Raw genomic sequence first — 25,016 nt, forward strand, 5'->3', positions numbered from 1 at the left:
AAAGCCCCTACTATACCAAGAATATATCAAGGGGCTTTTTAATAACAAAAGAATAAACTTTTTAAGAGGGCTGTATTTGACTGTCTTTTTGTTCTTCAGAAAGACGCTTTTGGAAGAGTGCTGCAAAATCAATAGGATCAATCCACAAAGGTGGAAAGCCACCGTTTTGAGTAGCATCAGATATAATTTGGCGAGCAAATGGAAATAAAAGACGGGGACATTCAATAAAGACCAGAGGCATAACATGTTCTTGTGGAATGTTTTTAAGGTGAAAAACACCACCGTAAATCAATTCTACATGAAATAAGGTTTCAGTTTCATCATTGGCTTTGACGGAGAGAGACAAAACGACATCATAATTGTCATCACCAATTGGGTTAGCATTGACGTTAATATTGATATCAATTTGTGGTGATTTTTCACGTGCACGCAATGAACGAGGAGCACCTGGATTTTCGAATGATAAATCTTTTAAATATTGAGTTAATACAGCAAAAACCGGCTCTCCACCACTGTTATTCATTTCACCTTCGGCCATACGACGAACCTCTCTTATTATAATATGTATAATTTATTTTAGATCTAAAGACCAGATTGGTTATCACGCCTTGCAAAAGGTTGCAAGAAATGCGCTCTTTATCTTGAATATTTTTTTAGTTTGTTGCAGATTTTTTAGGCATTTCAATGGTTATCATCATTTTTGCGCCATGGAGATTCTGTCGTATCATGAATTGTGTAATCTTCTGCTTTAAGATCAATTATTTTTTCAGAGTCATTTTTTCTTTTAGTATTGGGATTAATTTTGTTTTTTAATGATATAAAGAAATGCCAAGCAACAGAGCGAATTGGTTTAATAAGAAGTAATATTCCCAAGAAATCACTTACAAAGCCGGGAAGAATAAGTAAAATTGCACTAAAGATGATGAAAGCATCATTAATAATATTATTCTCTAATGTGCGTCCTTGGACAAGTTCAGTTTGTATATTTTTTAAAAGGCTAATCCCTTGAATTCGCAATAAAACAACCCCAACTATGGTTGTGAGAATAACCAAACTCAAAGTTGCCAAAATACCAATTTCTTGACCAACAAAGATAAAACCAGCAATCTCGATTAAAAGAATGCAAAGAAAGATAACAACAAAAAAACGAGGATTTATAGAATAAAGTTTTATCACATGAAAATTTCCTTCTGGATGAGTAGGGGGAGAAATTCTTAAGAGCACTCCGTTTAAATACAAAATCTATAAAAATATTTGAATGATAAGATTCCTTATTTTACATATTTATTGATAAATGGTATTGACTGCAATGTTTATTAGAGACTTAAGCTTTGGAGATTGACAGCGCCTATGGAATTTGACGTTATACTTGTCATAGCTCTTGTTGTTATGGTTGTTATTTTTGTGCAACTCCGTAATGTATTAGGGAAACGAATTGGGTTTGAAAAGCCACCCTTTGATCCTTATTCACGTCGTTCTAAAAAACAGGTTGAAGCAGAAACGGCTGATAATATTGTTTCGTTCCCTCATCAGAAAAATTCACAAAAAGACGACTTTAGTGAAATTGATAAAATTTCACCGGAGGGGAGTCTTTTGAATAAAAATTTGCGGGAATTGCATAGAATTGATTCTCATTTTTCTCCTCAACTTTTTATAAAAGGTGCGCAAATTGCTTATGAAATGATTGTAACAGCTTTTGCCAAAGGTGATCGCAATCAGCTTAAAAGCTTGCTTTGTCAGGATGTTTTTGAGAGTTTTTGTACGGCTATTGAGCAACGAGAAAAAAATAAAGAAAGAATAGAATTCACTTTTGTTGGAATTAATAAGATCGAATTTATTGCGGCGGCAATACAAGAAAAGGATGAACTTTTAACGATACGTATTGTCAGTGAGATGATTTCTGTTACTTATAATGAACAGGGCGAGCGTATAGACGGTGATCCTGATGCTATTGTAGAAATCAGAGATATTTGGACTTTTGTTCGCAATAGTTTATCGTCAGATCCCAACTGGAAGCTTTTTGCTACAGAAAATGAAAATTAAAATACTTTTTGTTTTTCTTCCATAAGCATTCAATGATTTATGAGAAATTAAAATGTCCTCAAGTAAATGGAGACAAAAAAGAGATTTATTGGCTTCACAAGATCGCCTTTTATGGGAGATGGTTTGTCGTACGATAACACCGCTTCACGGTAAGATGCTCTCTTCTACTTCAGAAATTATTGCAAATATTAATGATAAAAATCAACCTGTAACTCAAATCTCCTCATTGTCTCAGGAAAATCAACAACCCTCGACAATTATTAAAAGAGAAAAGAGGGCAGTTATACAAGCACAAAAGATTCATTTCTTTGATCATGTTGCATATCGTAAAATTTCCCAAGGTCGTTATCCTCTTGAGGCGCGTCTTGATCTTCATGGTTATATGCAGGAAGAAGCTTATTTTTTCTTAAAAAAATTTCTACAATCCTCTCAGCAGAGAGGATTGCGTTATGTCCTTGTGATTACAGGAAAAGGACGATCCGTTGGGAGTGATGGAGCTTTGTATAGATTTGTTCCGTATTGGTTATCAACACCAGCTTTTCGATATTATGTCCACGCGTTTGAGCAAGCAGCACGTCAGCATGGCGGAGAAGGTGCGCTTTATGTTTGGTTGCGCCGTTTTATGTCGGGAGAAGGAATGTGATGTCATTATGGTCGTTTCAGGTTTAATATTTATTTATACTTATAATTTATTGTTTTCGTATATTTCGTAAGAGCCTTGAATACAATATTCCCTTCGTTATAATTTTTTATAAAGAATTATAAAGATATTATTTTACATTCTACGTATTGCTTCACGCTTTTGTTTATAGCATTCGTTAACGGGGCACATCCCTCACACAAAACAGAACGACATTGAATTGAATATATCCACAGGCTTGTTTTAAAGAAACATCTTTCAACGCTCTCAAGCTTATTTTGCGACAGTATCCGTGAAGAGTATAATGATAAATCCATGAAGCACCCCCCCTATCTTTATGCTTAGTAAAAGAGTAAGCTGGCATCATCATACACTTTACCATCTCCCAATGTTGCAACAACCCTTTAAGTCCTTGGTATTTTAAAGCGTTTATACAGAGGCATGCTTTTCTGTAAGTGTTTTTACTCTCCGCAGTTCTCATCTCGCGCGTGACGCCCAAACGAAAGATTTTGATCGATTCAATATAAGAGGACTTAAAATGAGAGAGATATAGATGGATCTCATTCAGGTTGCAAAGCGATAAATTATTTTTATAAACCACAGCATTACTCTATTAAATACACGAAGAATAAAAACATGAGAAATTGAGAACTGTATTATTCAAAAGACATTGCTATGGATAGTGTTAACAGCAGTACAACTAAATTAAAGAGAATCGTGAAAATAAACAAGAATATAACTTTACAACACATAGCTGCGCAGTAGCATCAAAAGATACAGTTTCGTTGAATAATTTCATGAAGAAATTTTTTCATTCATTAAAAGCTCCATCAAATTTCGTTCTCATAATAATTCGATAATTAAAATTTAATAACGAAGCGCAGAAGACGTAAAATACGAGATTCAATTGAGGATATTACACTCTTATCCGACGTCTTTCAGATATTGGTTGAAATGCTAGCTTAGCATGAAAGGCACAATAGGGGCTACTTTCATCAGAATCTGCACCACAAAAATGAAAATCTGCTGATAATGGATCGCCAACCGGCCATCTACATGTATTTTCACTCAATTGTAGAAGATTAAGTTGACGTGATATAGGCACCACTACATTGGATTTTGTGGACATATCAACTTCTTTTACATCTTCCACTACAAACTCTGTCTTTAAAGCTGTTTCTTCAATACTTACAGATGATGTGTTTATTGGCGATACCGTGGATGTGTTGCGACGCACACGTGGAGATGATGGGCTGCTGCTTCCCACGGGAGTTTTTTGCGCACGCGTGCTTCCTTGAGCTGTCTTACCACGTCCTGGTAACTTTAATCGATGTACTTTGCCGATGACTGCATTTCTGCTGACCCCACCTAATTGAGCAGCAATTTGACTTGCACTTAACCCTTCACTCCAAAGCTTTTTAAGAAGCTCAACGCGTTCACATGTCCAACCCATACCAGCACTCCATTCCGATTACGTCACTAAGATGCTCTCCCCCGTTGCATCTTCAAATGTTTAAATAATGTTTTCATTACGCTGAATGAAAGAACTTTACACTCTAAACGAGCATAAGAAAATCATCCAGCCTGTGGACTTACAAATCAAAACACATCATCTTGCTTATTATATTGTAAATTACAATATGCACTCACTCTATGACAAGAGTCTTTACCTCTTGAAGAGTTTATTTAGAATGTTTTCCCCAACTTGCAAATCAATCATAGGTTAAACTTTCACTTTTGTTTAAGGCTTTTCCCCAAAATGCTTATTTGTAGAACCTTCATTGACTTTTTTTCAATTGGTGTAATGATCTATTCTATAGGTGTAATCACTAATCGTAATGAAATGTTGAAAGCACCGTAACGAAATGTACCATGCTGTTTTATTTGTAGTGTTGCTTTGTATATATATATTGAAAAGGTTAAAATATAAAGGGAATTATGATGGATGCTGTCTCTATACAACCACTTTATGAATGCTTCGCACGACGAAATTTGCATTTTGAACAGGGGCATGGTGTATGGCTTATTTCCGATAAAGGAGAACATTATCTTGATTTCACATCTGGCATTGCTGTTAATGCATTAGGGTATTCACATCCAAAATTGGTTGATACGCTCAAAATACAAGCTGAAAAACTTTGGCATGTTTCTAATATTTTTCAATCTCCTGAACAAGCATCTCTTGCCACGCGGCTTTGTGCAAATAGTTTTGCGGATAAGGTTTTTTTCTGCAATTCAGGTACTGAAGCATTGGAGTGCGCATTCAAAACGGCACGTCATTATTACTATGCTGCTGGTCATTCAGAACGCATTGAAATAATTACTTTTGAAGGGGCATTTCATGGACGTACACTTGCAGCACTTGCTGCGACTGGGCATGAAAAATATCTTGAAGGCTTTGGACCTAAAGCTGGTGGATTTATTCAAGTACCTTTTTGTGATGAAATCGCTTTGTGTAATGCTATTAATAAAAATACCGCCGCTATTCTTATTGAACCTATTCAAGGAGAAGGAGGAATACGAACGGTCCCTCATGAATATTTAAGATTTTTGCGCAAAATATGCGATGATAATGGTCTATTATTGATTTTAGATGAAGTCCAAACGGGTATAGGACGAACAGGAAAGCTTTTTGCTTATGAATGGAGTGATATCACGCCTGATATTCTTACCCTCGCAAAAGGATTAGGAGGGGGATTTCCATTAGGCGCTTGCCTTGCAACGGATAAAGTTGCAAAAAGCATGACACTTGGGACACATGGTTCAACCTTTGGAGGAAATCTTCTTGGAATGGCTGTAGGAAATAGTGTTCTTGATATTTTGTTAGAGCCAAGTTTTCTCAACCATGTTCAGCGCATGGGGGATAAACTAAAAAGTGGACTTTTGCATATTCTCAATATCTATCCTGATATTATCCGCGCAGTTCCGGGGATGGGGCTAATGTTGGGTATTCAATGTGTTGTGTCTTCAAATCTTGTCGTTAATGCTTTAGAAAATGAACATCTCTTAAGTGTTGCTGCCAACAACAATGTTGTGCGCTTATTGCCTCCTCTTATCATTAGGGAAGAAGAAATAGATGAAAGTTTGCATCGTATTGAAAAAGCAATAGCTTATCTTTCGCAAGTAAACAAAGAAAGACAAATATCACACACATGACAAATGCTCTTCGTCATTTCACGGACTTATCCATTTTAACGCCAGCAATAGCACGCGCACTGATCGATTATGCGAAGATCCTTAAAGCATCTTTTAAAGCAGGAAAAGGTTCAAAACCTTTTATAGGTAAAACACTTGCGATGATTTTTGAAAAACCATCCACACGAACCCGTATTTCATTCGATATCAGTATGCGCCAGCTTGGCGGAGATACAATCATGCTCACGGGTTCAGAAATGCAGCTTGGTCACAGTGAAACTATAGCTGATACGGCTCGTGTTTTATCTCGTTTTGTGGATATCGTGATATTACGAACAACAAAACATCAACGTATGCTCGAATTGGCACAATATGCACAAATTCCTGTCATTAATGCCCTTACAGATGATACACATCCTTGCCAAATTCTAGCAGATATATTAACCTATGAGGAGCATCGGGGGCCTATTTCTGGTAAAATATTTGCGTGGATGGGGGATGGTAATAATGTACTCCATTCCTTAATTGAAGCCGCAGCTCTTTTTGATTTTCATTTGCGTATTGCTACTCCAAAGGGCAGTGAGCCACAGGAAAAATTTATCCATTGGGCACGTGAACGAGGAGCACATCTTACACTAACCCATAATCCCCAAAAAGCAGCTCAAGATGCTGATTGTATTATGACCGACACATGGGTCTCCATGGGACAAGAATTTCGTGCTCGCAGTCGTTCTACTTTTCAGCCTTATCAAGTCAATGAATCTCTCATGAAATTAGCAAAATCTGATGCTCTTTTTATGCATTGTCTTCCTGCTCATCGTGGTGAAGAAGTTGTCGATACTGTGATTGATGGACCGCACTCCGTTGTTTTCGATGAGGCTGAAAATCGTCTTCATGCTCAAAAAGCAATTCTTTCTTGGTGTTTACAAGATGCGTTTTTCTCTCCACAATAGCCTCCCTACAACAAATTATATAAAAAAGGCAAAGCTATGAGTGAACAAGCTAAAGATGAAGCCTCTCTCAACAACAACTTCTTGCATGAAGATGATAGTGTTATTCCCTTTCAAGTTGAAGAACTTGATATCCGTGGACGTGCCGTACAACTTGGGGAAACTTTAAATTCTATTCTTAACAGACATCAATACCCTGAACCGGTTTCTTATCTTCTGGCAGAAGCTTTACTTTTAACGGTTCTGCTTGGAACTTCTCTAAAACTTACGGGAAAATTTATTCTACAAACCCATTCCGATGGACCGGTTAATATGTTGGTGTGCGATTTTTCGCCTCCTTCCAGTTTACGTGGATACGCTCGTTTTGATAAAGAACAGCTGAAACAAGCCATAGACAATGGTCAAACCTCTTCAGAAACACTTTTAGGAAAAGGCACTTTAGCCTTCACAATTGATCAAGGTCCCCATATGCAACCCTATCAAGGGATAGTTGCATTAGATGGATCAAATTTACAAGAAGCTTCTCGTATTTATTTTGATCAATCAGAACAAATTCCTACCGATATCCGTCTGGCTGTTGCTATATTAATTAATCGTGACCAACAAGGAAAACCGCAGAAAAGCTGGCGAGCTGGAGGTATTTTGATCCAACTTTTACCCCAAGAATCGTCTCATCATAAAATAGATGCCCCTCATCAAAAGCGAGAAGAAACGAAAACTCATACCCAATTGGATAACCAATGGCAGGAATCTAAAATACTCATGGAAACGATTGAAAGTTCAGAATTAACAGATCCCCAAGTCGGTAGTAAACAGCTCTTGTTCCGTCTTTTTCATGAACAAGGTGTTAGAGTTTTTAATCCTTTTTCTCTTGTCGATCAATGTTCTTGTTCACACGAAAAAATTAAAGGAATCCTAGAAGGCTTTTCTATTGATGAACGCAATAAAATGGTTAAAAATAAATATATTTCAGTCACATGTGAATTTTGCTCAAAAACATATTGTTTTACACCGCAAGAATTTTTAGAAGAAAAAACATAATCAAATATTTTTCATAAAAAATGATGATTGCAACAAAAGCCTATTTTATTTGCGTCATAAAAGTTTGCGCATAAGCTCATATGAACTTCTAGAATATTTTTTGTCTTAGAGTTTTTTAATGTATACGAGTGATTTTTCTGTTGAGATCAGTAATTACGTTATAGAGTGCTTAAAAAAGAGTTCTCTGTAAAATATATTTTCTCCTCTCGAAAAAGCTTCTTTTATACTTTTTACATCTCAAAAGTTTATTTCTTACAATGAATTCTTTTATAATGTTCATTGATAGATTGATTATGTATTCATAACTTATCTTCTCTGTTAAATGAGACTTTTTGATTGTAGTCATATTTTCTTACTCGAATTTATCTTATTAAGAGTCAAAAAAGCTCATTAGTTATAATCATAAGAGAAATTATCGATAGAATAAGAATGTATAGACTCAATATGGACTTTATAGAGTCTATTACGAACAGATAGTGTAATGGGAATAAATATAACAATGACGCTGCGAAGGAACGGGTTTGTTATTTTATAAAAAAGATGAGAATAGTGGTGAAGTCCCCTCATAACAATGTGCATTTTAGATAAAAAGCGAAGACAAAATACTATATGACTTTGAAAATAATAGTTGGTTGCTGTCACTAATCTAACGATGGTTCTATAGCAATATTGTTTTTGTCCAAGTAATCAAAAATAAAGCTCCCAAACAGATATTTCTTTACACATGTTTTTGAATCAACAATGGTAATGCTCTTGTAAAATTTTTCTAAGAAGAATGATGGTCCGTATAAATAAAATAGCATACATAGCATGATAAAACGTTATGTTTTTACAAACCTGCATTATTTTATTTTTCTTTTGTCATAATCGCTTGTTCAATTTTTGGTAGAATTTTTTTTTGATAAATTTGCCACGTTAAGGGACCAACATGTTTGGCAATAATGATGCTCTCTTTATTCAAGAGAAAGGTTTCTGGGGGGCCATATATTCCCCAATCAATGGCTGTATATCCTGAAACATCAAAGCCAATAAATTTAAAAGGATTACCAAAACTGTTTAAAAAACGCAGAGCGTTTGTTTTATTATCTTTATAATTAATACCAATCAGATCAAAACGTTTATCTTGTGCAATTTGCATAAGAATAGGATGTTCTTCGCGACAGGGCAGACACCAAGAGCCCCAAAAATTGACCAATGTGACACGTCCTTTAAACTGTTTTGAATTGAGATAACTTTCTTTATCAAGAAGAGGAAGATGAATATTGGGAGCAGGTTTTTCAGCCAATGCGTTTGCGAGAAGAGAAGAATCTTGAAGGTGTTTTTTATCCATAAAGTTGAAAAAAAACACCATGAGAAGAAGAAAAAGAACAAATGGTCCAAAAAAAACAAGTAGAACAGGCAAAGATATATTTTTTTTAAGTTTGGAGGGATGTTTTTCATTATACTTTTCTTTTTGTGACAGCTCTTTTTTGTTTAGTTGTTGGAGAATTTTTTTTTGGTATAGAGCTTTGCAAAGAATATATCCAATAAGACATAAGAGGGATATTGCAGAAAGCACATAGCTTAAAACAACAATTTGCTCGTGTTTAAGGGTGCTAAGGAAAAAATCAATTTTCTGAGATAGATTTCCTAAAAGTCCGCTGTGGATGCCATTTAGGTCGAGCATGATGAAGCGTCCTGTTGTTGTGCACGACGGGATTTTTTAATCTGAAGTATTCGGATATAATGACTATTGATTTCATTTCGCATAGCCATCAAATAAAGCACAATAAACATAAAGATAAAACAAAAGAGCATTGTTATAAGGGGCCATAACATAGCATTGTCGATTGTTGATCCTCCAGCACGTAACAATGATGCTGGTTGATGCAATGTATTCCACCAATTAACGGAAAATTTAATAACAGGGATATTAACAAATCCAACAAGTGTAAGAATTGCAGTCGCACGAGCGGCTTTTACTTGGTTGTCAAAAGCACGCCCAAGCAGGATAATGGAGAGATAGATAAAAAGCAGAATTAAAACTGATGTTAACCGTGCATCCCAGACCCACCATGTTCCCCATGTAGGTCGCCCCCAAAGCGCTCCTGTCATGAGAGCCAAGGCGGTAAAAATTGCCCCTATAGGCGCTCCACATTTAAGTACTACATCAGCAAGATGATATTTCCAAATCAGATTTCCTAATGCCGCTGCACTCATCGTTACATAACAGAATGTAGACAACCACGCAAAGGGAACATGAAGGTACATAATCTTAACAGTAATGCCTTGTTGATAGTCATCAGGAGAATGCATCACCAGCATAAGCCCTAAGATAAGGAAACACAATGTTATGCCGGCCAACCAAGGTAAGACGATACTGCTTATTTTCATGAAAAGGGTGAAACTTGCAGGGAGTGACCTGATTTTATATGTACGAGATAGTTCATTCATAAAATTCATAATAGGCAGAGTTTTGCTATGCGGCAATCATCTTTTATTATTCTGATAAAAGTTTAAGCGTTATTGCAGCAACAAAAGAGCTAAAGAGACTCAAAAGAAGTGAAAAAGCACTGAGAAGAGCTAGGGAAGTAAGAAAAGAGGTATTTGGGTTTATTGGGGCTGTAGCAGCCGAAACACCAAAAATCATAATTGGAATGATCCACGGCAAGATAATGATAAAAATAAGCAAAGTACTGTGCAACAATGAGGTTGCGAGTGCAGCGCCTATAGCACCAATAAAAATAATAGCTGGTGTTCCGCATAAAAGGGTGAGTATTGTTGTAAAAGTTATTGTTACATCTAAATGGAGCATGAGGGCTAAAATAGGTGTGGCAAAAATAAGAGGAAGCATTGTTCCTACCCAATGGGCAAAACATTTGGTAAAGACAATTAGAGTAAAACTTTGTCTTTGTCCTGAAAGGATAAATTGGTCGAGATTACCATCATCGCGATCGATTTGGAAAAGTTTGTTCAGATTGAGAAGCCCTGCAAGAAGGGCTCCAAACCACAATATACCTGGTCCTATTTGTGCAAGGATTTTGGGGTCTGGCCCAATGGCAAAGGGGGTTATGACAACAACAGCGATAAAAAACAATAATCCTGTTAGTGAAGAGGCTTGTAGCGCTAATAATAGTTTAAGATCACGCCAGAACAGTGCTTTCATTTTATTCTCTCCTAGAGAGGTAAAAATTTTTCCAGAGCGATTTTATGGTTTTCTGGAATGCCTATGGAATTATGAGTTGCAGCGATAATCATACCACCTTGATTGAGATGACGCTGGAAAATACGAGCAAGGAGTTTTTGAGCATGGTTATCAAGCCCAGATATTGGTTCATCTAAAATCCAAAGAGGACGATAGGAGAGCAAAAGGCGAGCAATAGCTACGCGTCTTTGTTGTCCAGTTGACAGAGCGTTAAAGGGTAAATGTTCAAGGTTAGAAAGACCAATATCGGCAAGAGCTTCATGCGCAAAACGTAAATGTTGACCGTAAAAATCTGCCCAAAATTGCAAATTATCAATGACAGATAAAAGAGGTTTCATAGCATTTTGAGGACCAAGATAATGACAGGCAGTTGCAACAGGGTATATTTGATCATGGTCTTTAAGTATTATATGACCTTCAGCAGCTTCAAGAAGACCGACAATGATTCGGAGTAATGTAGACTTTCCGATACCATTAGGACCGGTGATTGTCATAAGTTGCTGTGAAAATAAACAAAAAGAAAGACCTTTAAACAGAATTTCTTCGTTTCTGTAAGCGGCTAAATCTTTGCCTGATAACACCATGTGATTGCCTATTTTGTTTTTATTTTCATATTCTTTATTGTATTATAGAATAAAAAACACATTTTTTATGCAATTGTACCTAGAATAGTTCTAGAAATAGTTCTATAAAGGATACCTTACATCAATATCTGGTGTAAAATGGTTTCTGGCGCTGATTTCCGCATTTGCCTATGAGAGGGTGGAGGGGAAATGGATAGCGGAGGTAATTGCGTCTGCGCTCAAGCTGCGACCTTGACTCGTAGTTTGTGTTGTTCATTCCTGGAAATTGGGTGGTTATAGTATTGAGGGTGGACAGTCATGACTCAAATTGATAGCTTTAATTGTCGCAGAGTATTAAATGTTGGTGGCAAAGAATATATTTATTATAGTTTGATCGAAGCGGAGAAGAACGGACTTGAAGGTGTTTCTCGTTTACCGTTTTCGATGAAAGTTATTCTCGAAAATTTATTGCGATTTGAAGATGGTCGCACAGTTAAAAAAGAGGATATCCTCAATGTTGCTAAGTGGTTAAACGACAAAGGGAGTGCCGGGGCAGAAATTGCTTACCGTCCTGCGCGTGTTCTTATGCAGGATTTTACAGGTGTTCCAGCAGTTGTTGATCTTTCTGCAATGCGTGATGCTATGGTTAAACTTGGTGGTAACGCTGAAAAAATCAATCCTCTCATTCCCGTTGATCTCATCATTGATCACTCAGTTATTGTTGATGCTTTTGGCACTTCCATGGCTTTTAAGGAAAACGTCGAGCATGAATATGAACGCAATGGTGAACGCTATCGTTTCCTTAAATGGGGGCAGCAAGCCTTTCAAAATTTTCGTGTTGTTCCTCCAGGAACAGGGATTTGTCATCAGGTTAACCTAGAATATTTAGCACAATGTGTATGGATGAAGAATGAAGAGGGGTGTGAGACGATTTATCCTGACACCTGTGTGGGAACTGATTCGCATACGACTATGGTAAATGGTTTAGGGGTTTTAGGTTGGGGTGTTGGTGGTATTGAAGCAGAAGCAGCAATGTTAGGCCAACCTGTTTCTATGTTGTTACCTGAAGTGATTGGTTTTCGTCTAACAGGTAAACTTAAGGAAGGTGTAACAGCCACCGATCTCGTATTGACGGTGACTCAAATGCTACGTCGGAAGGGTGTTGTCGGTAAATTTGTTGAGTTTTTTGGTCCTGGTTTGGAGCATATGACACTTGCTGATCGGGCAACGATTGGAAATATGGCACCTGAATATGGAGCAACGTGTGGTTTTTTCCCAATTGATAAGGAGACAGTGCGTTATCTCAATATGACAGGGCGTGATGAACATCGGATTGCCTTAGTGGAGGCTTACACCAAAGCACAAGGGATGTGGCATGATGAAATGGTAGCTCATCCCATTTTTAGTGATACAATTGAATTAGATATGGGAACTGTTGTCTCTTCTATGGCTGGTCCTAAACGTCCTGAAGGACGTATTGCATTGGAAAACGTTGGGCAGGGTTTTGAGAAGGCATTGGTCGAAGACTATAAGAAGACTTCTGGACAAGATAAAGATAAGCGTTATCAGGTCGAGGGTGAAGAATATACGCTTGGTCACGGTGATGTGGTGATCGCTGCGATTACGTCGTGTACGAATACATCGAATCCAAGTGTTCTTATTGCAGCGGGTCTTTTGGCACGAAATGCTGTGGCAAAGGGGCTCAAGAGTAAACCATGGGTAAAAACTTCTCTTGCACCTGGTTCACAAGTCGTTGAAGCTTACCTTCAAAATTCGGGTCTGCAAAAAGATTTAGATGCACTGGGATTTAACTTAGTAGGATTTGGGTGCACAACATGTATTGGGAATTCTGGTCCTTTGCATCCAGCTATTTCCAAAACGATTAATGACAATGGTATAATTGCATCTGCGGTTCTTTCAGGAAATCGTAATTTTGAAGGGCGTGTTTCCCCTGATGTGCAAGCGAATTATTTAGCTTCACCACCGTTAGTTGTTGCACATGCGCTCATCGGGACGGTGTGTAAGGATTTAACCAAGGAGCCTCTTGGTGAAGATTCAAATGGCCAACCCATTTATTTGAGAGATATTTGGCCAACTTCTCAAGAAATACAGGAGTTTATCGAAAAAAATGTCACGCGTAAGGTTTTTGCCGAAAAGTATGCAGATGTTTTTAAGGGAGATGAAAATTGGCAAAAAGTTCAGATTCCTACGGGTTCTACCTATTCTTGGGATGAGCGATCCACCTATGTACGCAATCCACCTTATTTCGATGATATGCAGAAAACACCTGATATCTTACCAGATATTAGAGATGCACGGATTTTAGGTTTATTTGGTGATAAAATCACGACGGATCATATTTCTCCTGCTGGTTCTATTAAAGCAGCTTCTCCTGCCGGAAAATATTTAATGGATCATGGTGTTAAAGTAGCTGATTTTAACCAGTATGGAACGCGTCGTGGGAATCATGAAGTTATGGTGCGTGGGACCTTTGCCAATATTCGCATTCGTAATTTTATGTTAGGGGAAAATGGTCGAGAAGGAGGTTATACGGTTCATTATCCGTCAGCGGTAGAACAAACCATTTACGATGCAGCAATGGCGTATAAACAAGAAGGTATTCCGCTCGTTGTTTTTGCAGGTGTTGAATATGGTAATGGATCATCACGCGATTGGGCTGCCAAGGGGACCAATCTTCTTGGTGTCAAAGCGGTGATTGTGCAATCTTTTGAAAGGATACATCGTTCTAATCTTGTTGGTATGGGCATTGTCCCTTTTGTCTTTGAGGAGGGGCTAAGTTGGAAATCTTTAGGCTTAAAGGGAGATGAAAAGGTGACAATTGAAGGGATTCATAACTTGAAACCTCGTCAAAAGACTGTAGCGAAAATTACTTTTTCTGATGGTACGGTAAAAACCGTTCCATTATTATGCCGTGTTGATACTGAAGATGAGCTAGATTATTTGCATCATGGTGGAATTTTGCAATATGTCTTGCGTAAGTTAGCCGTTTAAATTCTTTTGTTTGTTAAGGAATATCTATTATTAGGCTATAAAGTTGCGGATCAAAGAGTTTGGCTTCGTTTTTTTATGACTATCTTTGAAAATCTAATTGACGTTAGCTTTGGGATTGCGTTATAAACCACACGAGTTATAGGCAGCTTTATAGTTTTGCTTGGGTTGGATTTATTTATATTGGTAGAGTTGTTATTGAGACTCATTTTACCAAGGTGTTGAAAGAGAGATTATATTTATGGCGAATACACCTTCTGCTCGAAAAGCGGTGCGCAAGGTTGCGGCGCGCACACAGGTTAATAAGGCCCGCCGTTCACGCGTTCGTACTTTTATACGTAAGTTTGATGATGCTTTGGCGGGTGGCGATAAGGCATCTGCGGAGATTGCATTTAAGAATTTTGAGCCTGAAATTATGCGTGCAGTTTCTAAAGGGGTTTTTCATAAAAATGCTGCTGCGAGGAAAGTATCGCGTTTAGCTAAACGGTTGAAGGCTCTCAGCGTTTAAACTTTTTCTCCTTTAATTGAGAAAAAAGCCAGTATCCATGAGGATGCTGGCTTTTTGTTTATTTTCAAAAAGTTTCTATTGAAAATAAGAATCGATAATGATTCTCCACTTGAAAAAGGAGAGAAAGTTTATAGAGGGGGGTATGGTTATCCACAAGCTTTGTGGATTTTTACAGAGTCTTTTTTGTCAAGCATTTTATTTTTTTTTTTAAATCTGAAGAGATTCTTTAATTATTGGTAAATTTAGAGAAAAAAAATGAATTGAATCAATATTTTTTTCAGTCCTCATTAATATAAGCATTTTTTTTGGGTTTTTTGATTTTATTTTGACCTCTTGCATTTTACCTCTGCTGTTTTGTATGGTTCTTATGAAGACTAAAAAGCATGAAGGGGTCACATCAGCGTATTATTCTGTACTTTGTTGAATACAAGATGTTTTGATTTAGGCTTTTCTAAACTTTTGTGTTGGAGAGGTTTTCTGACGGTTTTTTAGTTTTCTTAATGGATATGTTTACCATTTTAGAAGGGTGGGTCATATCATGAGTGCAAGTAAATCTTATTGGTCATCTTTGTTAGTGGGGTTGTGATGAGGCTATCCTAGGGGAGGGTGAGTAATCTTATTTGGGGTAGGGCGTTTTGCCTTCGCTAGATTTATTTTAGCTGTTTGGCAGGACAAAATTTTATTTTTATCAGGATGGAAGATGGTGGATAAATTGAACTCTAAAGCTAGTTCCTTTAAAAGGGTTTCGGTAAATATCCTGTCGGCAGAGAACATAATAAAGAATAGGATGACGGAGAGTGATGAGAATGTTTGTAGAAGTGCTCCTATAGGGCATTCTATTGTTTCAGAGGAGGAAAGTGCAGCGGCTTTTATACGTGTTATGGCGCAATTAAAGGTACAGGTTGGTGTTGAGGCTTATACCAGTTGGTTTGGGCGCGTGAAGCTTGCTGAATATAGTCATACTCTTGTAAAGCTTTCTGTTCCTACTGCTTTTTTACGTTCATGGATTAATAATCACTATGGTTCTCTTTTGACTCATTTATGGAAACAAGAGAATTCAGCAATTCTTCGTGTTGAAGTTATTGTTCGCGGTATGGAACGCGTTTCAAGAGATGTCGTTTGTAAAAGAAGTGTTCCTTCTGTTGTACTAGAGGAGCAGGCGACTTCATCTTTTGTTGAAAGTTGCGCAGAGCATTCAGTTAAGAGTTCTCAAACGGGAGTTTTTGGATCTCCACTTGATTCTCGTTATACTTTTGAAAGTTTTGTTGAGGGGGCTTCTAATCGTGTTGCTTTAGCCGCTGCGCGTTCTATTGCGGAGGGGCATAAAAGTGCTTTACGTTTTAATCCTCTTTTTATTCACGCATCTGTTGGCTTAGGAAAAACACATTTGCTTCAAGCGATTGCTGCTTCTGCATTGAAGCGTTTAACGTCTGCGCGCGTTATTTATTTAACTGCTGAATATTTTATGTGGCGTTTTGCAACAGCTATTCGTGATAATGATGCTCTTTCTTTTAAAGAACAGCTTCGTGATATCGACCTTTTGATTATTGATGATATGCAGTTTTTGCAGGGTAAGTCGATACAACACGAGTTTTGCCATTTGCTTAATATGTTGCTTGATAGTGCAAAACAGGTTGTTGTCGCTGCAGATCGTCCACCAGCAGAATTAGAATCACTTGATCTTCGCGTTCGCTCTCGTCTTCAGGGAGGGGTGGCCCTTGAGATTGAAGCACCAGATTATGAAATGCGTTTGCAAATGTTGCGCCAGCGGTTGAAGGTGGCACAACAAGATGATGGCATGGTATCAATTTCTGATGATATCTTGGAATATATTGCGAAAACGGTTTTAGGGTCGGGGCGTGATATTGAAGGTGCATTTAATCAGCTCTTGTTTCGTCAATCTTTTGAGTCTGATTTATCTTTAGAGCGGATTGATGAGTTATTAGGTCACTTGACACGTCCTGGTGAACCTAAGCGTATTCGGATTGAAGAAATTCAGCGTACGGTAGCACGCCATTATAATGTTTCTAAACAGGACTTGTTATCTAATCGTCGAACACGTACGGTTGTGAAGCCACGGCAAGTTGCAATGTATTTAGCAAAAGTATTAACTCCTCGCTCGTTGCCAGAAATTGGGCGCCGTTTTGGTGGGCGTGATCATACAACAGTTTTACACGCTGTGCGTAAAATTGAAGATTTGGTTTGTGGTGATCAGACCTTGGCTAAGGAACTTGAATTGCTTAAGCGGTTGATTGGAGAACAGGCTGTATAGTGTTTATCGTTTCTTTCCTTGGAGAGACTTTAAAGAATTTAATGAAAAGATTTATTTTTTCTTATGCAGGAGTGACTTGCCATTTTAAGAGAGGTTTAATAAACTCTAGCAGGCGATTCTTAAAGAGGGTCTATTCTTTAAGTCTAAAGAATTCTTATAGTTTTTAGTAAATCATACGGGGCTTTTATGCGTATTACAGTTGATCGCAGTCAATTTCTCAAGTCTCTTGGTCGGGTTCACCGTGTGGTAGAGCGCCGTAATACTGTTCCTATTTTATCGAATGTGTTGATTGATGCAGAAAATGGCCGTGTACAGTTAAAAGCAACAGACCTTGATTTAGAGGTTATGGAATCTTTTGCAGTTAATGTTAAACAAGCTGGAGCAACAACTGTTCCAGCACATTTGCTTTATGATATCATTCGAAAACTTCCTGATAGCAATGAAGTTGTATTATCCGTCGATGAGAATCAAGCAGGTACAATGTCCGTGGTTTCGGGTTGTGCACATTTTCAGCTTCAATGTCTTCCGAAGTCAGACTTTCCAGAGTCGCTTCCTGGGCAGTTTGGTTATCGTTTTTCTTTATCGGCATCAGGCTTAAAACATTTACTTGATTGTACACAATTTGCTATTTCTACTGAAGAAACCCGTTATTATCTTAATGGTATTTATTTCCATATTATTAATGATGATGTTTTGAAATTGCGTTTGGTTGCAACTGATGGTCATCGTTTGGCACAAGTTGAGATGGAAGCTCCTTCGGGTGTTGAGGGAATGCCTGGTGTTATTGTTCCCCGTAAAGCTGTAGGAGAATTGCAAAAACTTCTTTCAGAAGAAAATGATAGTGATGTGTGTATAGAGCTTTCAGAGACAAAAATTCGTTTTTCTATAGGCTCTGTGATTTTTACATCAAAATTAATTGATGGAACATTTCCAGATTATCAACGTGTTATCCCTCTTGGAAATGATAAAGAATTAATTGTTAATAGGCAGGACTTTTCTTCTGCCGTTGATCGTGTTTCAACGATTTCAAGTGATCGGGGGCGTGCAGTTAAATTAACGATTGAGCATGGACAGTTAAGGCTTGTTGTTAATAGCCCAGATTCGGGCAGTGCAGAAGATCAATTATCAGTAACTTATGCATCTGAACCGCTTGAGATAGGGTTTAATTCACGTTATCTTTTGGATATTGCTGGGCAGCTTTCAAGCGATGAGATGGTTTTTATGTTGGCTGAGGCTGGAGCACCCGCTCTGATTCGTGATAATGATGATGTGGATGTGCTCTATGTACTGATGCCTATTCGCGTTTAGGGGCGGTTGTTTTGCAATGTATGGCCAGTCATGTGCACAAAGTGGCAGTGAGGCAGCTGAAGCTTTTACGTTATCGCAATTATTCTTTTTTCAATATTCATTTTTCTGGTCAGCATGTGGTTTTTACTGGCCATAATGGTGCTGGTAAGACGAATCTTTTAGAGGCGTTATCTTTTCTTTCTCCTGGCCGTGGTTTGCGGCGCGCTGTTTATTCTGACGTTAGCTTTGTAGATGGTGGTGGAGGATTTGTTGTATTTGCGCGTCTTGAATGCGCTCTTTATGGTGAAGTAAAGATTGGTACAGCTTTCGAGGTTAGTGATAACAGTCGAAAGGTCCATATTAATGGTGTGAATGAGTCGAGTGATTGCCTAACAGATTATTGTCATATTAGTGTCCTAACACCGTCTATGGATGGTCTTTTTACAGGTCCTTCACTTGAGCGCCGTAGTTTTTTGGATCGTATGGTTTTGGCGATTGATCCCTTGCATAGGCGCCGCATAGCCGATTATGATAGAGCTATGCGCGCACGTAATCGTTTGTTTTTAGATGGAAATGAAGATTGTGCTTGGTTTGATGCTTTAGAAAAGCAGATGGCAGAACTGGCGACAGCTATTTCTGCGGCGCGTGTTGATGTTATTCGTCTTTTAAATGACATGTTTACACAAATGCCATCACAGATACCTTTTCCACGAGCTTTTTTGCAAATTGATGGTTTTTTGGAAACAGCTCTTAGTGAAATATCAGCAACTGAAGTTGAAGAACAATTTTGTGATCGATTACGGCATAATCGCGCAATGGATCGTGCTGCTGGTCGGACGTTAGAAGGACCACATCGTGCAGATTTGCAGGTTTTTTATGCTGATAAAAATAGAGCAGCAACATCTTGTTCAACAGGTGAACAAAAAGCGCTGCTGACAGGTTTAGTTTTGTGTCATGCACGTCTAACAGGTATGATATCGGAAAGATCTCCCATTCTTCTTCTTGATGAAATGGCTGCCCATCTTGATTCGCATCGACGTGCTGCTCTATTTGATATTCTTGATGATTTAGCTGTACAAACATTTATGACAGGAACAGATCGTCTTTTATTCGATGACTTAAAAGGACGCGCAGAATTCTTTGAGATTAAGGATGGAGCTTTATTGCCATAAAAACATGCTAAATATTTTTTTAATAAGTGATAGGTCTGAAAGAAAAGGCTTGCTATGTCAGAGATAATAACAATTTTAAATGGTCCTAATTTAAATTTTCTAGGTCAACGTGAGCCAGAAATTTATGGAATTGAAACTCTAGAAGATATTGAAAAAAGATGCAGAGAATGGGCAAAAAAAAATGATATTATAATAAATTTTTATCAAAGTAACTGTGAAGGGCAATTAGTAGCATGGATACAAGAAGCAATAGAGGCAAGTTCTGGATTGATCATTAATCCAGCGGCTTACAGTCATACATCTGTTGCACTTCTTGATGCCCTAAAAATGTTTTCAGGGCCGAAAGTAGAAGTTCATTTATCTCATATTTATCAGCGTGAAGCTTTTCGTCACCATTCTTATACATCTGCAGGTGTAGACGCTGTCATAACTGGGTGTGGAGGTGATGGATATTGGTTTGCACTTGAGTATATTGCAAAACAATTAAGCAAAACAATTAAATTGTGATAGATAAAGAGTAGGCGTTTAATAAGAGTAATATAGGCATTGAATTCTCTTGATAATTATTTTCAAATCTGTACAATGTGAGGTATATATTTATGACAATTTTTAGTGCGTATGACGGGGGTAAATAAAGGTGAAAAGCTTTGTTAGACAATTAGAAATGCTTGTGATTTTAGGGGGAGCACTGCTTTTGTCTGGTTGTAAAATTGATGTTATACAGCCATCAGGTTATGTTGCACGTCAACAGCTCATTTTGATCGTTGTTTGTGTGGTGGTGATGCTTTGTATTGTCATCCCAGTTATGGTGAGTGTGGTATTTTTAGCTATAAAATATCGTGCATCGAATATGAAAGCGGACTATTCTCCTGATTGGGCGCATTCAAATAAAATTGAAGCATTGATGTGGGGTATTCCAGTTGTAATTGTAATGGTTTTAGGTTCATTAACAGCTTATTATACCTATAAGCTTGAACCTACAAATCCTCTTCCAGTGGAAGTTGTGGGTGAAGGAAAGCCATTACAGATTGATGCTGTTGCTCTTGATTGGAAATGGCTTTTTATTTATCCTGAATATGGTGTTGCATCGATTAATGAGATTTATGCGCCTGAAGGACGTCAAGTTTTATTGCAATTAACGTCAGAGAATTCTGTCAATGCTTTTTGGGTTCCCAAATTGGGTACAGTTCTTTACGCTATGCCGCAGATGAATGCTAAGTTGCATTTGGTCGCTGAAGAGCAAGGAGTATTCAAAGGAGCTTCAGCAAATTACAGTGGTGATGGTTTTTCGAGTATGCGGTTTAAGTGGCATTCTGTGTCTTTGCAGGATTTTGAGGATTGGATTGTAAAAGCTCGGGCTAATGGTCGAGTACTTGATCGTGCATCTTATCGTCAACTTTCTATTGCGCCTCGTATGGGTGATATTGCTGCGAAGGAAAAAGATGCTGAAGTTCGTTATTTTGCACCTGTTGAGAAGCGGCTTTACTATCGTGTTGTTAATCGATGTGTCGATGAAAAGACGGTATGTAATGAAGATTTAATGAAACGTGCTGCTGCTCAGACGCTGTGGGGTGCACTATGTTCAGTATTTGATCCTGATGTTATTTAACAGAGTCAATAAAGTAAAGAGCCCTTTTAACAAAGGTTTCTTTTAAACTTGAATTTCATTTGAAATGGGTTGAGAAATGTTTGGAAGACTTACAGATCCTACGGCAGGTGCTTTTCATGCGCTTGCACATGAACCGATCGTTTTGTATACATGTATTGCGATTGTTTTGGTTGGTTTAATTGCTGTTATTGCTTTAACAGCACTTGGGTGGTGGGGAGTTCTATGGCGAAATTGGATTACGACGGTTGACCATAAACGCATAGGTATTATGTACATCGTTCTTGGAATTATTATGCTTGTTCGCGGTTTTGCGGACGCACTTATGATGCGAACGCATCAAGCTTTAGCTCTTGGGAGTGAAACAGCTGGTTATTTGCCCCCTGAGCATTTTGATCAAATTTTTTCGGCGCATGGTACGATCATGATTTTTTTCATGGCCACGCCTATTTTATTTGGTCTTTTTAATTATCTTATACCGCTTCAAATTGGTGCGCGTGATGTTGCTTTTCCCTTTGCAAATAATCTAGGTTTTTGGATTACGGCTGCGGGGGCAATATTAATTAACATATCCCTAGGTGTTGGTAATTTTGGTCGTGGTGGTTGGCTGATGTACCCACCTTTTACAGAATTGCAAACGAGTCCAGATACAGGGGTAGATTATTATTTATGGTCACTTCAGCTTTCTGGTATTGCAACAACAATGGGATCAGTAAATTTTATTGCAACGATGATTAAAATGCGTGCTCCTGGAATGACAATGATGAGAATGCCTATTTTCTGTTGGAGTGCTTTTGTCAGCAATGTTCTTATTTTAGTTATTTACCCTGTCTTGGCTGTAGCATTTGCACTCTTGGCATGCGATCGTTATTTGGGCATGAATTTCTTTTCTAATGTTGGTGGCGGAAATCCGATGGTATGGATTAACTATGTTTGGGTTTTTGGTCATCCTGAGGTTTATGTTTTGGTTGTTCCTGCTTTTGGAATTGTTTCTGAAGTTGTGTCAACTTTTTCTTCAAAGCGCCTCTTTGGTTATACTTCGATGGTATGGGCCATGTTGGTTATTTTGATTCTTTCGCTTCTTGTTTGGGGACATCATTTTTTCACAATGGGTGGCGGTGAAGCTGTAAATACTTTCTTTGGTATTGCGACAATGATCATCGCAGTTCCAACAGGTGTAAAAGTCTTTAATTGGCTGCTTACGATGTATAAAGGTCGAATTCGCTTTGAGCCTCCAATGCTTTGGTGCATGGGCATGATCTTTACATTTGTTGGTGGTGGATTAACCGGTGTTTTATTATCTATTGTCCCTGCTGATTGGCAGTTTCATAATTCGCTCTTTTTGATAGCACATTTCCATCATACAATTATTGGAGGTGTGGTTTTTGCGTACTTAGCGGGGATTGCATTTTGGTTTCCAAAAGTTTTTGGTTATAAACCAAATCGCATACTAGGTATTGCATCTTTTTGGTGTTGGTTTATTGGTTTTTACCTTGCCTTTTTCCCCGTTTATGCGCTTGGTTTAATGGGGGCGACGCGTCGTCTTCAGCATTACATGGAACCTAGTTGGCAGCCGATGTTTATTATTGCTGCATTAGGTGCTTGTATTATCTTACTTGGTATTCTTTGTTTTGTGTTACAGGTTGTTTTGGCGATTTGGTACGGTATTAAGCATAAAGGTCACTTACCGGTAACATTAAATGATTCTTGGGGTGATGCACGTACACTTGAATGGTTTACCTCTTCACCGCCTCCTTCCTATAATTTTGCCCTCCTTCCAAAGATACAGTCTGATGACGCTTATTGGAATATGAAGAAAAGTGGTTATCAACGGCCGACAAGTGGATTTACAAAAATTCATATGCCATCAAATACATCTGCTGGAATTATTGCAGGATTCTTCTCATTAGTTGTTGGTTTTGCACTTGTTTGGCATATTTGGTGGCTTGTTGCGGTTGGATTGGTTGGTTTTATTGCAACGCTTGTGTGTCATTCATTAACAGGTGATCATCATGGTTACTATATTCCAGCTGAAGAAGTGCAAAAAACTGAAGATGCCTTTACGGCTGTTCTTAAAGAACAAGGAGTGACAGTATGAGTGCTGTAACAATGAATAACGCGAGTACTATAGATGAACTTCACCACGATAGTAGCTCGGTAATGACGTTTGGTTTTTGGGTCTATATTCTTTCAGACTTAATCCTGTTTTCGACATTGTTTTCAAGTTTTGCTGTATTTTCTGCTTCTTATGGCGGTGGTAAAGCGGGTAATGAGTTTATAGATTTAAAGTTTGTTTTGGTTGAGACTGCTTTCTTGTTGTTTTCATCCGTCACTTATGGCTTTGCAATGGTACAAGCACATAAAAATAACATCAGTGGTGTGCGTTTATGGATGGCTGTTACCTTTGTATTGGGGTGTTGCTTCATTGGTATGGAACTTTACGAATTTCATGAACTTTTGAGTGAGGTTTTTTATTACGATCCAAATGCTTATGCGGGTATTGATCCTGCAACAGGTTTACAGCTTTTTGGACGGGAAATTCTCTCTGCTTATTGGTCAGCATTTTTTGCTTTGGTTGGCACCCATGGACTTCATGTAAGTGTTGGTCTTCTTTGGATGGTTGTGATGTTTTTTCATCTTCGTCGTAATGGTTTGGATCAGAACAATAAAACACGTTTAGCATGCCTTTCCATTTTTTGGCATTTACTTGATATTGTATGGATTGGTGTTTTCACCATGGTTTATCTATTAGGAGCGTTGTGATGAGCGTGCAAAATGAAACACATGGTCCCAGTACTGGTTCCTATTTGGTTGGTTTTATTCTGGCTGTATTTTTCACTTTGGGTTCTTTTGTTCCTGTGATGTATGGAATGATGGAGAGTTGGGCAGTTAGTACAAAGGTTGCGTATCTTATTGGGATGGCGATTATTCAGATTATAGTACAAATTGTTTTCTTTTTGCACTTGAATTCTGGTCCAGACGCCAAATGGAATTTAAGCGCGTTATGGTTTGCTGCTATTTGCGTTTTTGTTATTATTGGGGGAACTTGGTGGGCTATTTCTCATTTAAATTATAATATGATGGGTGGTTCAGGACGTGTTATTGAACCGGAAATATCAAGTAGAGATGATTCTTCAGTGTCTGAGCAGTTATCAAACAAAGATATATCCGTAAGAAAACAGCCAGAAAAGATACAGGGTTCAGAAATGCCCATTGGGCAGGATCTAAGTACGCGAACTCCTGTAGATCAAGCACCTAGTTCAGAAATGCCCATTGGGCAGGGTCTAAGTACGCAAACTCCTGTAGATCAAGCACCTGGTTCAGAAATGCCCATTGGGCAGGGTCTAAGTACGCAAACTCCTGTAGATCAAGCGCCTGGTTCAGAAATACCCATGGGGCAAGGTCTAAGTACACAAACTCCTGTAGATCAAGCGCCTGGTTCAGAAATACCCATGGGGCAAGGTCTAAGTACGCAAACTCCTGTAGATCAAGCGCCTGGTTCAGAAATACCCATGGATCAAGATCCAAATACACAGTTTCCTGTGGAGTAGTTGTTAGAAATATCTATGGAGCTGATGCGGCATGTATCAGCTCGTAGAAGAAATT

General features: G+C 38.1%; 22 protein-coding genes. 15 read left to right on the plus strand and 7 right to left on the minus strand.

Annotation, left to right across the window (positions count from 1 at the left end):
• Positions 1–61 precede the first annotated feature (61 nt).
• Both secB and ACFIK7_RS03465 read right to left on the minus strand, forming a co-directional pair.
• Entirely contained in the window at positions 62–538 is a 477-nt protein-coding gene (secB, locus tag ACFIK7_RS03460) for a protein-export chaperone SecB (protein ID WP_375630527.1), read from the minus strand.
• 143 nt (positions 539–681) lie between these two features.
• Complete coding sequence (locus tag ACFIK7_RS03465) at positions 682–1,176, minus strand: FxsA family protein (protein WP_375662942.1); 495 nt, start codon at positions 1,174–1,176, stop codon at positions 682–684.
• A gap of 174 nt (positions 1,177–1,350) precedes the next feature.
• Here ACFIK7_RS03465 and ACFIK7_RS03470 point away from each other — a divergent pair, with 174 nt between their 5' ends.
• Both ACFIK7_RS03470 and ACFIK7_RS03475 read left to right on the plus strand, forming a co-directional pair.
• Positions 1,351–2,043: a Tim44/TimA family putative adaptor protein gene (locus ACFIK7_RS03470; protein WP_273790262.1), complete on the plus strand. Its 693-nt coding sequence runs from the start codon at positions 1,351–1,353 to the stop codon at positions 2,041–2,043.
• Between the two features lie 52 nt (positions 2,044–2,095).
• Positions 2,096–2,686 (plus strand): Smr/MutS family protein, encoded by a 591-nt coding sequence (locus ACFIK7_RS03475; RefSeq protein ID WP_273790263.1) that lies wholly within the window; start codon positions 2,096–2,098, stop codon positions 2,684–2,686.
• A gap of 913 nt (positions 2,687–3,599) precedes the next feature.
• On the opposite strand, the gene ACFIK7_RS03480 is transcribed toward ACFIK7_RS03475, so the two are convergent.
• Positions 3,600–4,136, minus strand: a complete 537-nt coding sequence (locus tag ACFIK7_RS03480) for a GcrA family cell cycle regulator (RefSeq protein WP_273790264.1) — start codon at positions 4,134–4,136, stop codon at positions 3,600–3,602.
• Between the two features lie 488 nt (positions 4,137–4,624).
• On the opposite strand from ACFIK7_RS03480, the gene ACFIK7_RS03485 reads away from it, so the two are divergent.
• The 3 genes from ACFIK7_RS03485 to ACFIK7_RS03495 are packed head-to-tail and all read left to right on the plus strand — an operon-like array spanning position 4,625 to position 7,809.
• A complete protein-coding gene (locus ACFIK7_RS03485) occupies positions 4,625–5,839 on the plus strand; it encodes an aspartate aminotransferase family protein (RefSeq protein WP_375630519.1) in 1,215 nt (404 codons plus the stop codon).
• Entirely contained in the window at positions 5,836–6,771 is a 936-nt protein-coding gene (argF, locus tag ACFIK7_RS03490; RefSeq protein WP_273790266.1) for an ornithine carbamoyltransferase, read from the plus strand. Before ACFIK7_RS03485 ends, argF begins: the two co-directional genes overlap by 4 nt.
• 36 nt (positions 6,772–6,807) lie before the next feature.
• On the plus strand, positions 6,808–7,809 hold the full coding sequence (locus ACFIK7_RS03495; protein ID WP_375637203.1) for an Hsp33 family molecular chaperone: 1,002 nt from the start codon (positions 6,808–6,810) through the stop codon (positions 7,807–7,809).
• Between the two features lie 847 nt (positions 7,810–8,656).
• Here ACFIK7_RS03495 and ACFIK7_RS03500 read toward each other — a convergent pair.
• From ACFIK7_RS03500 to ccmA, 4 genes are all read right to left on the minus strand, one after another.
• Entirely contained in the window at positions 8,657–9,271 is a 615-nt protein-coding gene (locus ACFIK7_RS03500) for a DsbE family thiol:disulfide interchange protein (protein ID WP_375662956.1), read from the minus strand.
• Between the two features lie 191 nt (positions 9,272–9,462).
• Positions 9,463–10,242: a heme ABC transporter permease gene (locus ACFIK7_RS03505; RefSeq protein ID WP_375662943.1), complete on the minus strand. Its 780-nt coding sequence runs from the start codon at positions 10,240–10,242 to the stop codon at positions 9,463–9,465.
• 46 nt (positions 10,243–10,288) lie between these two features.
• Positions 10,289–10,954: a heme exporter protein CcmB gene (ccmB, locus tag ACFIK7_RS03510; protein WP_273790269.1), complete on the minus strand. Its 666-nt coding sequence runs from the start codon at positions 10,952–10,954 to the stop codon at positions 10,289–10,291.
• An 11-nt stretch (positions 10,955–10,965) separates the two neighbouring features.
• The gene (gene ccmA, locus ACFIK7_RS03515) at positions 10,966–11,577 is read right to left on the minus strand and encodes a heme ABC exporter ATP-binding protein CcmA (protein WP_273790270.1); all 612 of its coding nucleotides are present in this window, start codon (positions 11,575–11,577) and stop codon (positions 10,966–10,968) included.
• A gap of 297 nt (positions 11,578–11,874) precedes the next feature.
• On the opposite strand from ccmA, the gene acnA reads away from it, so the two are divergent.
• The 10 genes from acnA (at position 11,875) to cyoD (ending at position 24,961) form a co-directional block, all read left to right on the plus strand.
• A complete protein-coding gene (acnA, locus tag ACFIK7_RS03520; protein ID WP_375637199.1) occupies positions 11,875–14,568 on the plus strand; it encodes an aconitate hydratase AcnA in 2,694 nt (897 codons plus the stop codon).
• A 238-nt stretch (positions 14,569–14,806) separates the two neighbouring features.
• The gene (rpsT, locus tag ACFIK7_RS03525) at positions 14,807–15,073 is read left to right on the plus strand and encodes a 30S ribosomal protein S20 (RefSeq protein ID WP_273790272.1); all 267 of its coding nucleotides are present in this window, start codon (positions 14,807–14,809) and stop codon (positions 15,071–15,073) included.
• Positions 15,074–15,773: 700 nt separating this feature from the next.
• Positions 15,774–17,345 (plus strand): chromosomal replication initiator protein DnaA, encoded by a 1,572-nt coding sequence (gene dnaA / locus ACFIK7_RS03530; RefSeq protein WP_273790273.1) that lies wholly within the window; start codon positions 15,774–15,776, stop codon positions 17,343–17,345.
• Between the two features lie 186 nt (positions 17,346–17,531).
• Positions 17,532–18,653 (plus strand): DNA polymerase III subunit beta, encoded by a 1,122-nt coding sequence (gene dnaN / locus ACFIK7_RS03535; protein ID WP_273790274.1) that lies wholly within the window; start codon positions 17,532–17,534, stop codon positions 18,651–18,653.
• 20 nt (positions 18,654–18,673) lie between these two features.
• A complete protein-coding gene (gene recF / locus ACFIK7_RS03540) occupies positions 18,674–19,804 on the plus strand; it encodes a DNA replication/repair protein RecF (RefSeq protein WP_273790275.1) in 1,131 nt (376 codons plus the stop codon).
• Positions 19,805–19,858: 54 nt separating this feature from the next.
• Positions 19,859–20,311: a type II 3-dehydroquinate dehydratase gene (gene aroQ / locus ACFIK7_RS03545; protein ID WP_273790276.1), complete on the plus strand. Its 453-nt coding sequence runs from the start codon at positions 19,859–19,861 to the stop codon at positions 20,309–20,311.
• Between the two features lie 130 nt (positions 20,312–20,441).
• Positions 20,442–21,413 (plus strand): ubiquinol oxidase subunit II, encoded by a 972-nt coding sequence (gene cyoA, locus ACFIK7_RS03550; protein WP_273790277.1) that lies wholly within the window; start codon positions 20,442–20,444, stop codon positions 21,411–21,413.
• Positions 21,414–21,489: 76 nt separating this feature from the next.
• Entirely contained in the window at positions 21,490–23,508 is a 2,019-nt protein-coding gene (gene cyoB / locus ACFIK7_RS03555) for a cytochrome o ubiquinol oxidase subunit I (protein WP_375662944.1), read from the plus strand.
• A complete protein-coding gene (locus tag ACFIK7_RS03560) occupies positions 23,505–24,173 on the plus strand; it encodes a cytochrome (ubi)quinol oxidase subunit III (protein ID WP_375662945.1) in 669 nt (222 codons plus the stop codon). The genes cyoB and ACFIK7_RS03560 overlap by 4 nt, the downstream gene beginning before the upstream one ends.
• A complete protein-coding gene (gene cyoD, locus ACFIK7_RS03565) occupies positions 24,173–24,961 on the plus strand; it encodes a cytochrome o ubiquinol oxidase subunit IV (RefSeq protein ID WP_375662946.1) in 789 nt (262 codons plus the stop codon). Before ACFIK7_RS03560 ends, cyoD begins: the two co-directional genes overlap by 1 nt.
• Positions 24,962–25,016 lie beyond the last annotated feature (55 nt).

Source organism: Bartonella sp. CL266QHHD (assembly GCF_042195355.1).
GTDB lineage: Bacteria > Pseudomonadota > Alphaproteobacteria > Rhizobiales > Rhizobiaceae > Bartonella.

Bases quoted from the DNA above. Each gene is read 5' to 3' on its own strand.
- secB (WP_375630527.1), bottom strand. From the start codon at position 538: ATGGCCGAAGGTGAAATGAATAACAGTGGTGGAGAGCCGGTTTTTGCT.
- ACFIK7_RS03470 (WP_273790262.1), top strand. From the start codon at position 1,351: ATGGAATTTGACGTTATACTTGTCATAGCTCTTGTTGTTATGGTTGTT.
- ACFIK7_RS03475 (WP_273790263.1), top strand. From the start codon at position 2,096: ATGTCCTCAAGTAAATGGAGACAAAAAAGAGATTTATTGGCTTCACAA.
- ACFIK7_RS03480 (WP_273790264.1), bottom strand. From the start codon at position 4,136: ATGGGTTGGACATGTGAACGCGTTGAGCTTCTTAAAAAGCTTTGGAGT.
- ACFIK7_RS03485 (WP_375630519.1), top strand. From the start codon at position 4,625: ATGGATGCTGTCTCTATACAACCACTTTATGAATGCTTCGCACGACGA.
- argF (WP_273790266.1), top strand. From the start codon at position 5,836: ATGACAAATGCTCTTCGTCATTTCACGGACTTATCCATTTTAACGCCA.
- ACFIK7_RS03495 (WP_375637203.1), top strand. From the start codon at position 6,808: ATGAGTGAACAAGCTAAAGATGAAGCCTCTCTCAACAACAACTTCTTG.
- ACFIK7_RS03505 (WP_375662943.1), bottom strand. From the start codon at position 10,242: ATGAATGAACTATCTCGTACATATAAAATCAGGTCACTCCCTGCAAGT.
- ccmB (WP_273790269.1), bottom strand. From the start codon at position 10,954: ATGAAAGCACTGTTCTGGCGTGATCTTAAACTATTATTAGCGCTACAA.
- ccmA (WP_273790270.1), bottom strand. From the start codon at position 11,577: ATGGTGTTATCAGGCAAAGATTTAGCCGCTTACAGAAACGAAGAAATT.
- acnA (WP_375637199.1), top strand. From the start codon at position 11,875: ATGACTCAAATTGATAGCTTTAATTGTCGCAGAGTATTAAATGTTGGT.
- rpsT (WP_273790272.1), top strand. From the start codon at position 14,807: ATGGCGAATACACCTTCTGCTCGAAAAGCGGTGCGCAAGGTTGCGGCG.
- dnaA (WP_273790273.1), top strand. From the start codon at position 15,774: ATGGTGGATAAATTGAACTCTAAAGCTAGTTCCTTTAAAAGGGTTTCG.
- dnaN (WP_273790274.1), top strand. From the start codon at position 17,532: ATGCGTATTACAGTTGATCGCAGTCAATTTCTCAAGTCTCTTGGTCGG.
- recF (WP_273790275.1), top strand. From the start codon at position 18,674: ATGGCCAGTCATGTGCACAAAGTGGCAGTGAGGCAGCTGAAGCTTTTA.
- aroQ (WP_273790276.1), top strand. From the start codon at position 19,859: ATGTCAGAGATAATAACAATTTTAAATGGTCCTAATTTAAATTTTCTA.
- cyoB (WP_375662944.1), top strand. From the start codon at position 21,490: ATGTTTGGAAGACTTACAGATCCTACGGCAGGTGCTTTTCATGCGCTT.
- ACFIK7_RS03560 (WP_375662945.1), top strand. From the start codon at position 23,505: ATGAGTGCTGTAACAATGAATAACGCGAGTACTATAGATGAACTTCAC.
- cyoD (WP_375662946.1), top strand. From the start codon at position 24,173: ATGAGCGTGCAAAATGAAACACATGGTCCCAGTACTGGTTCCTATTTG.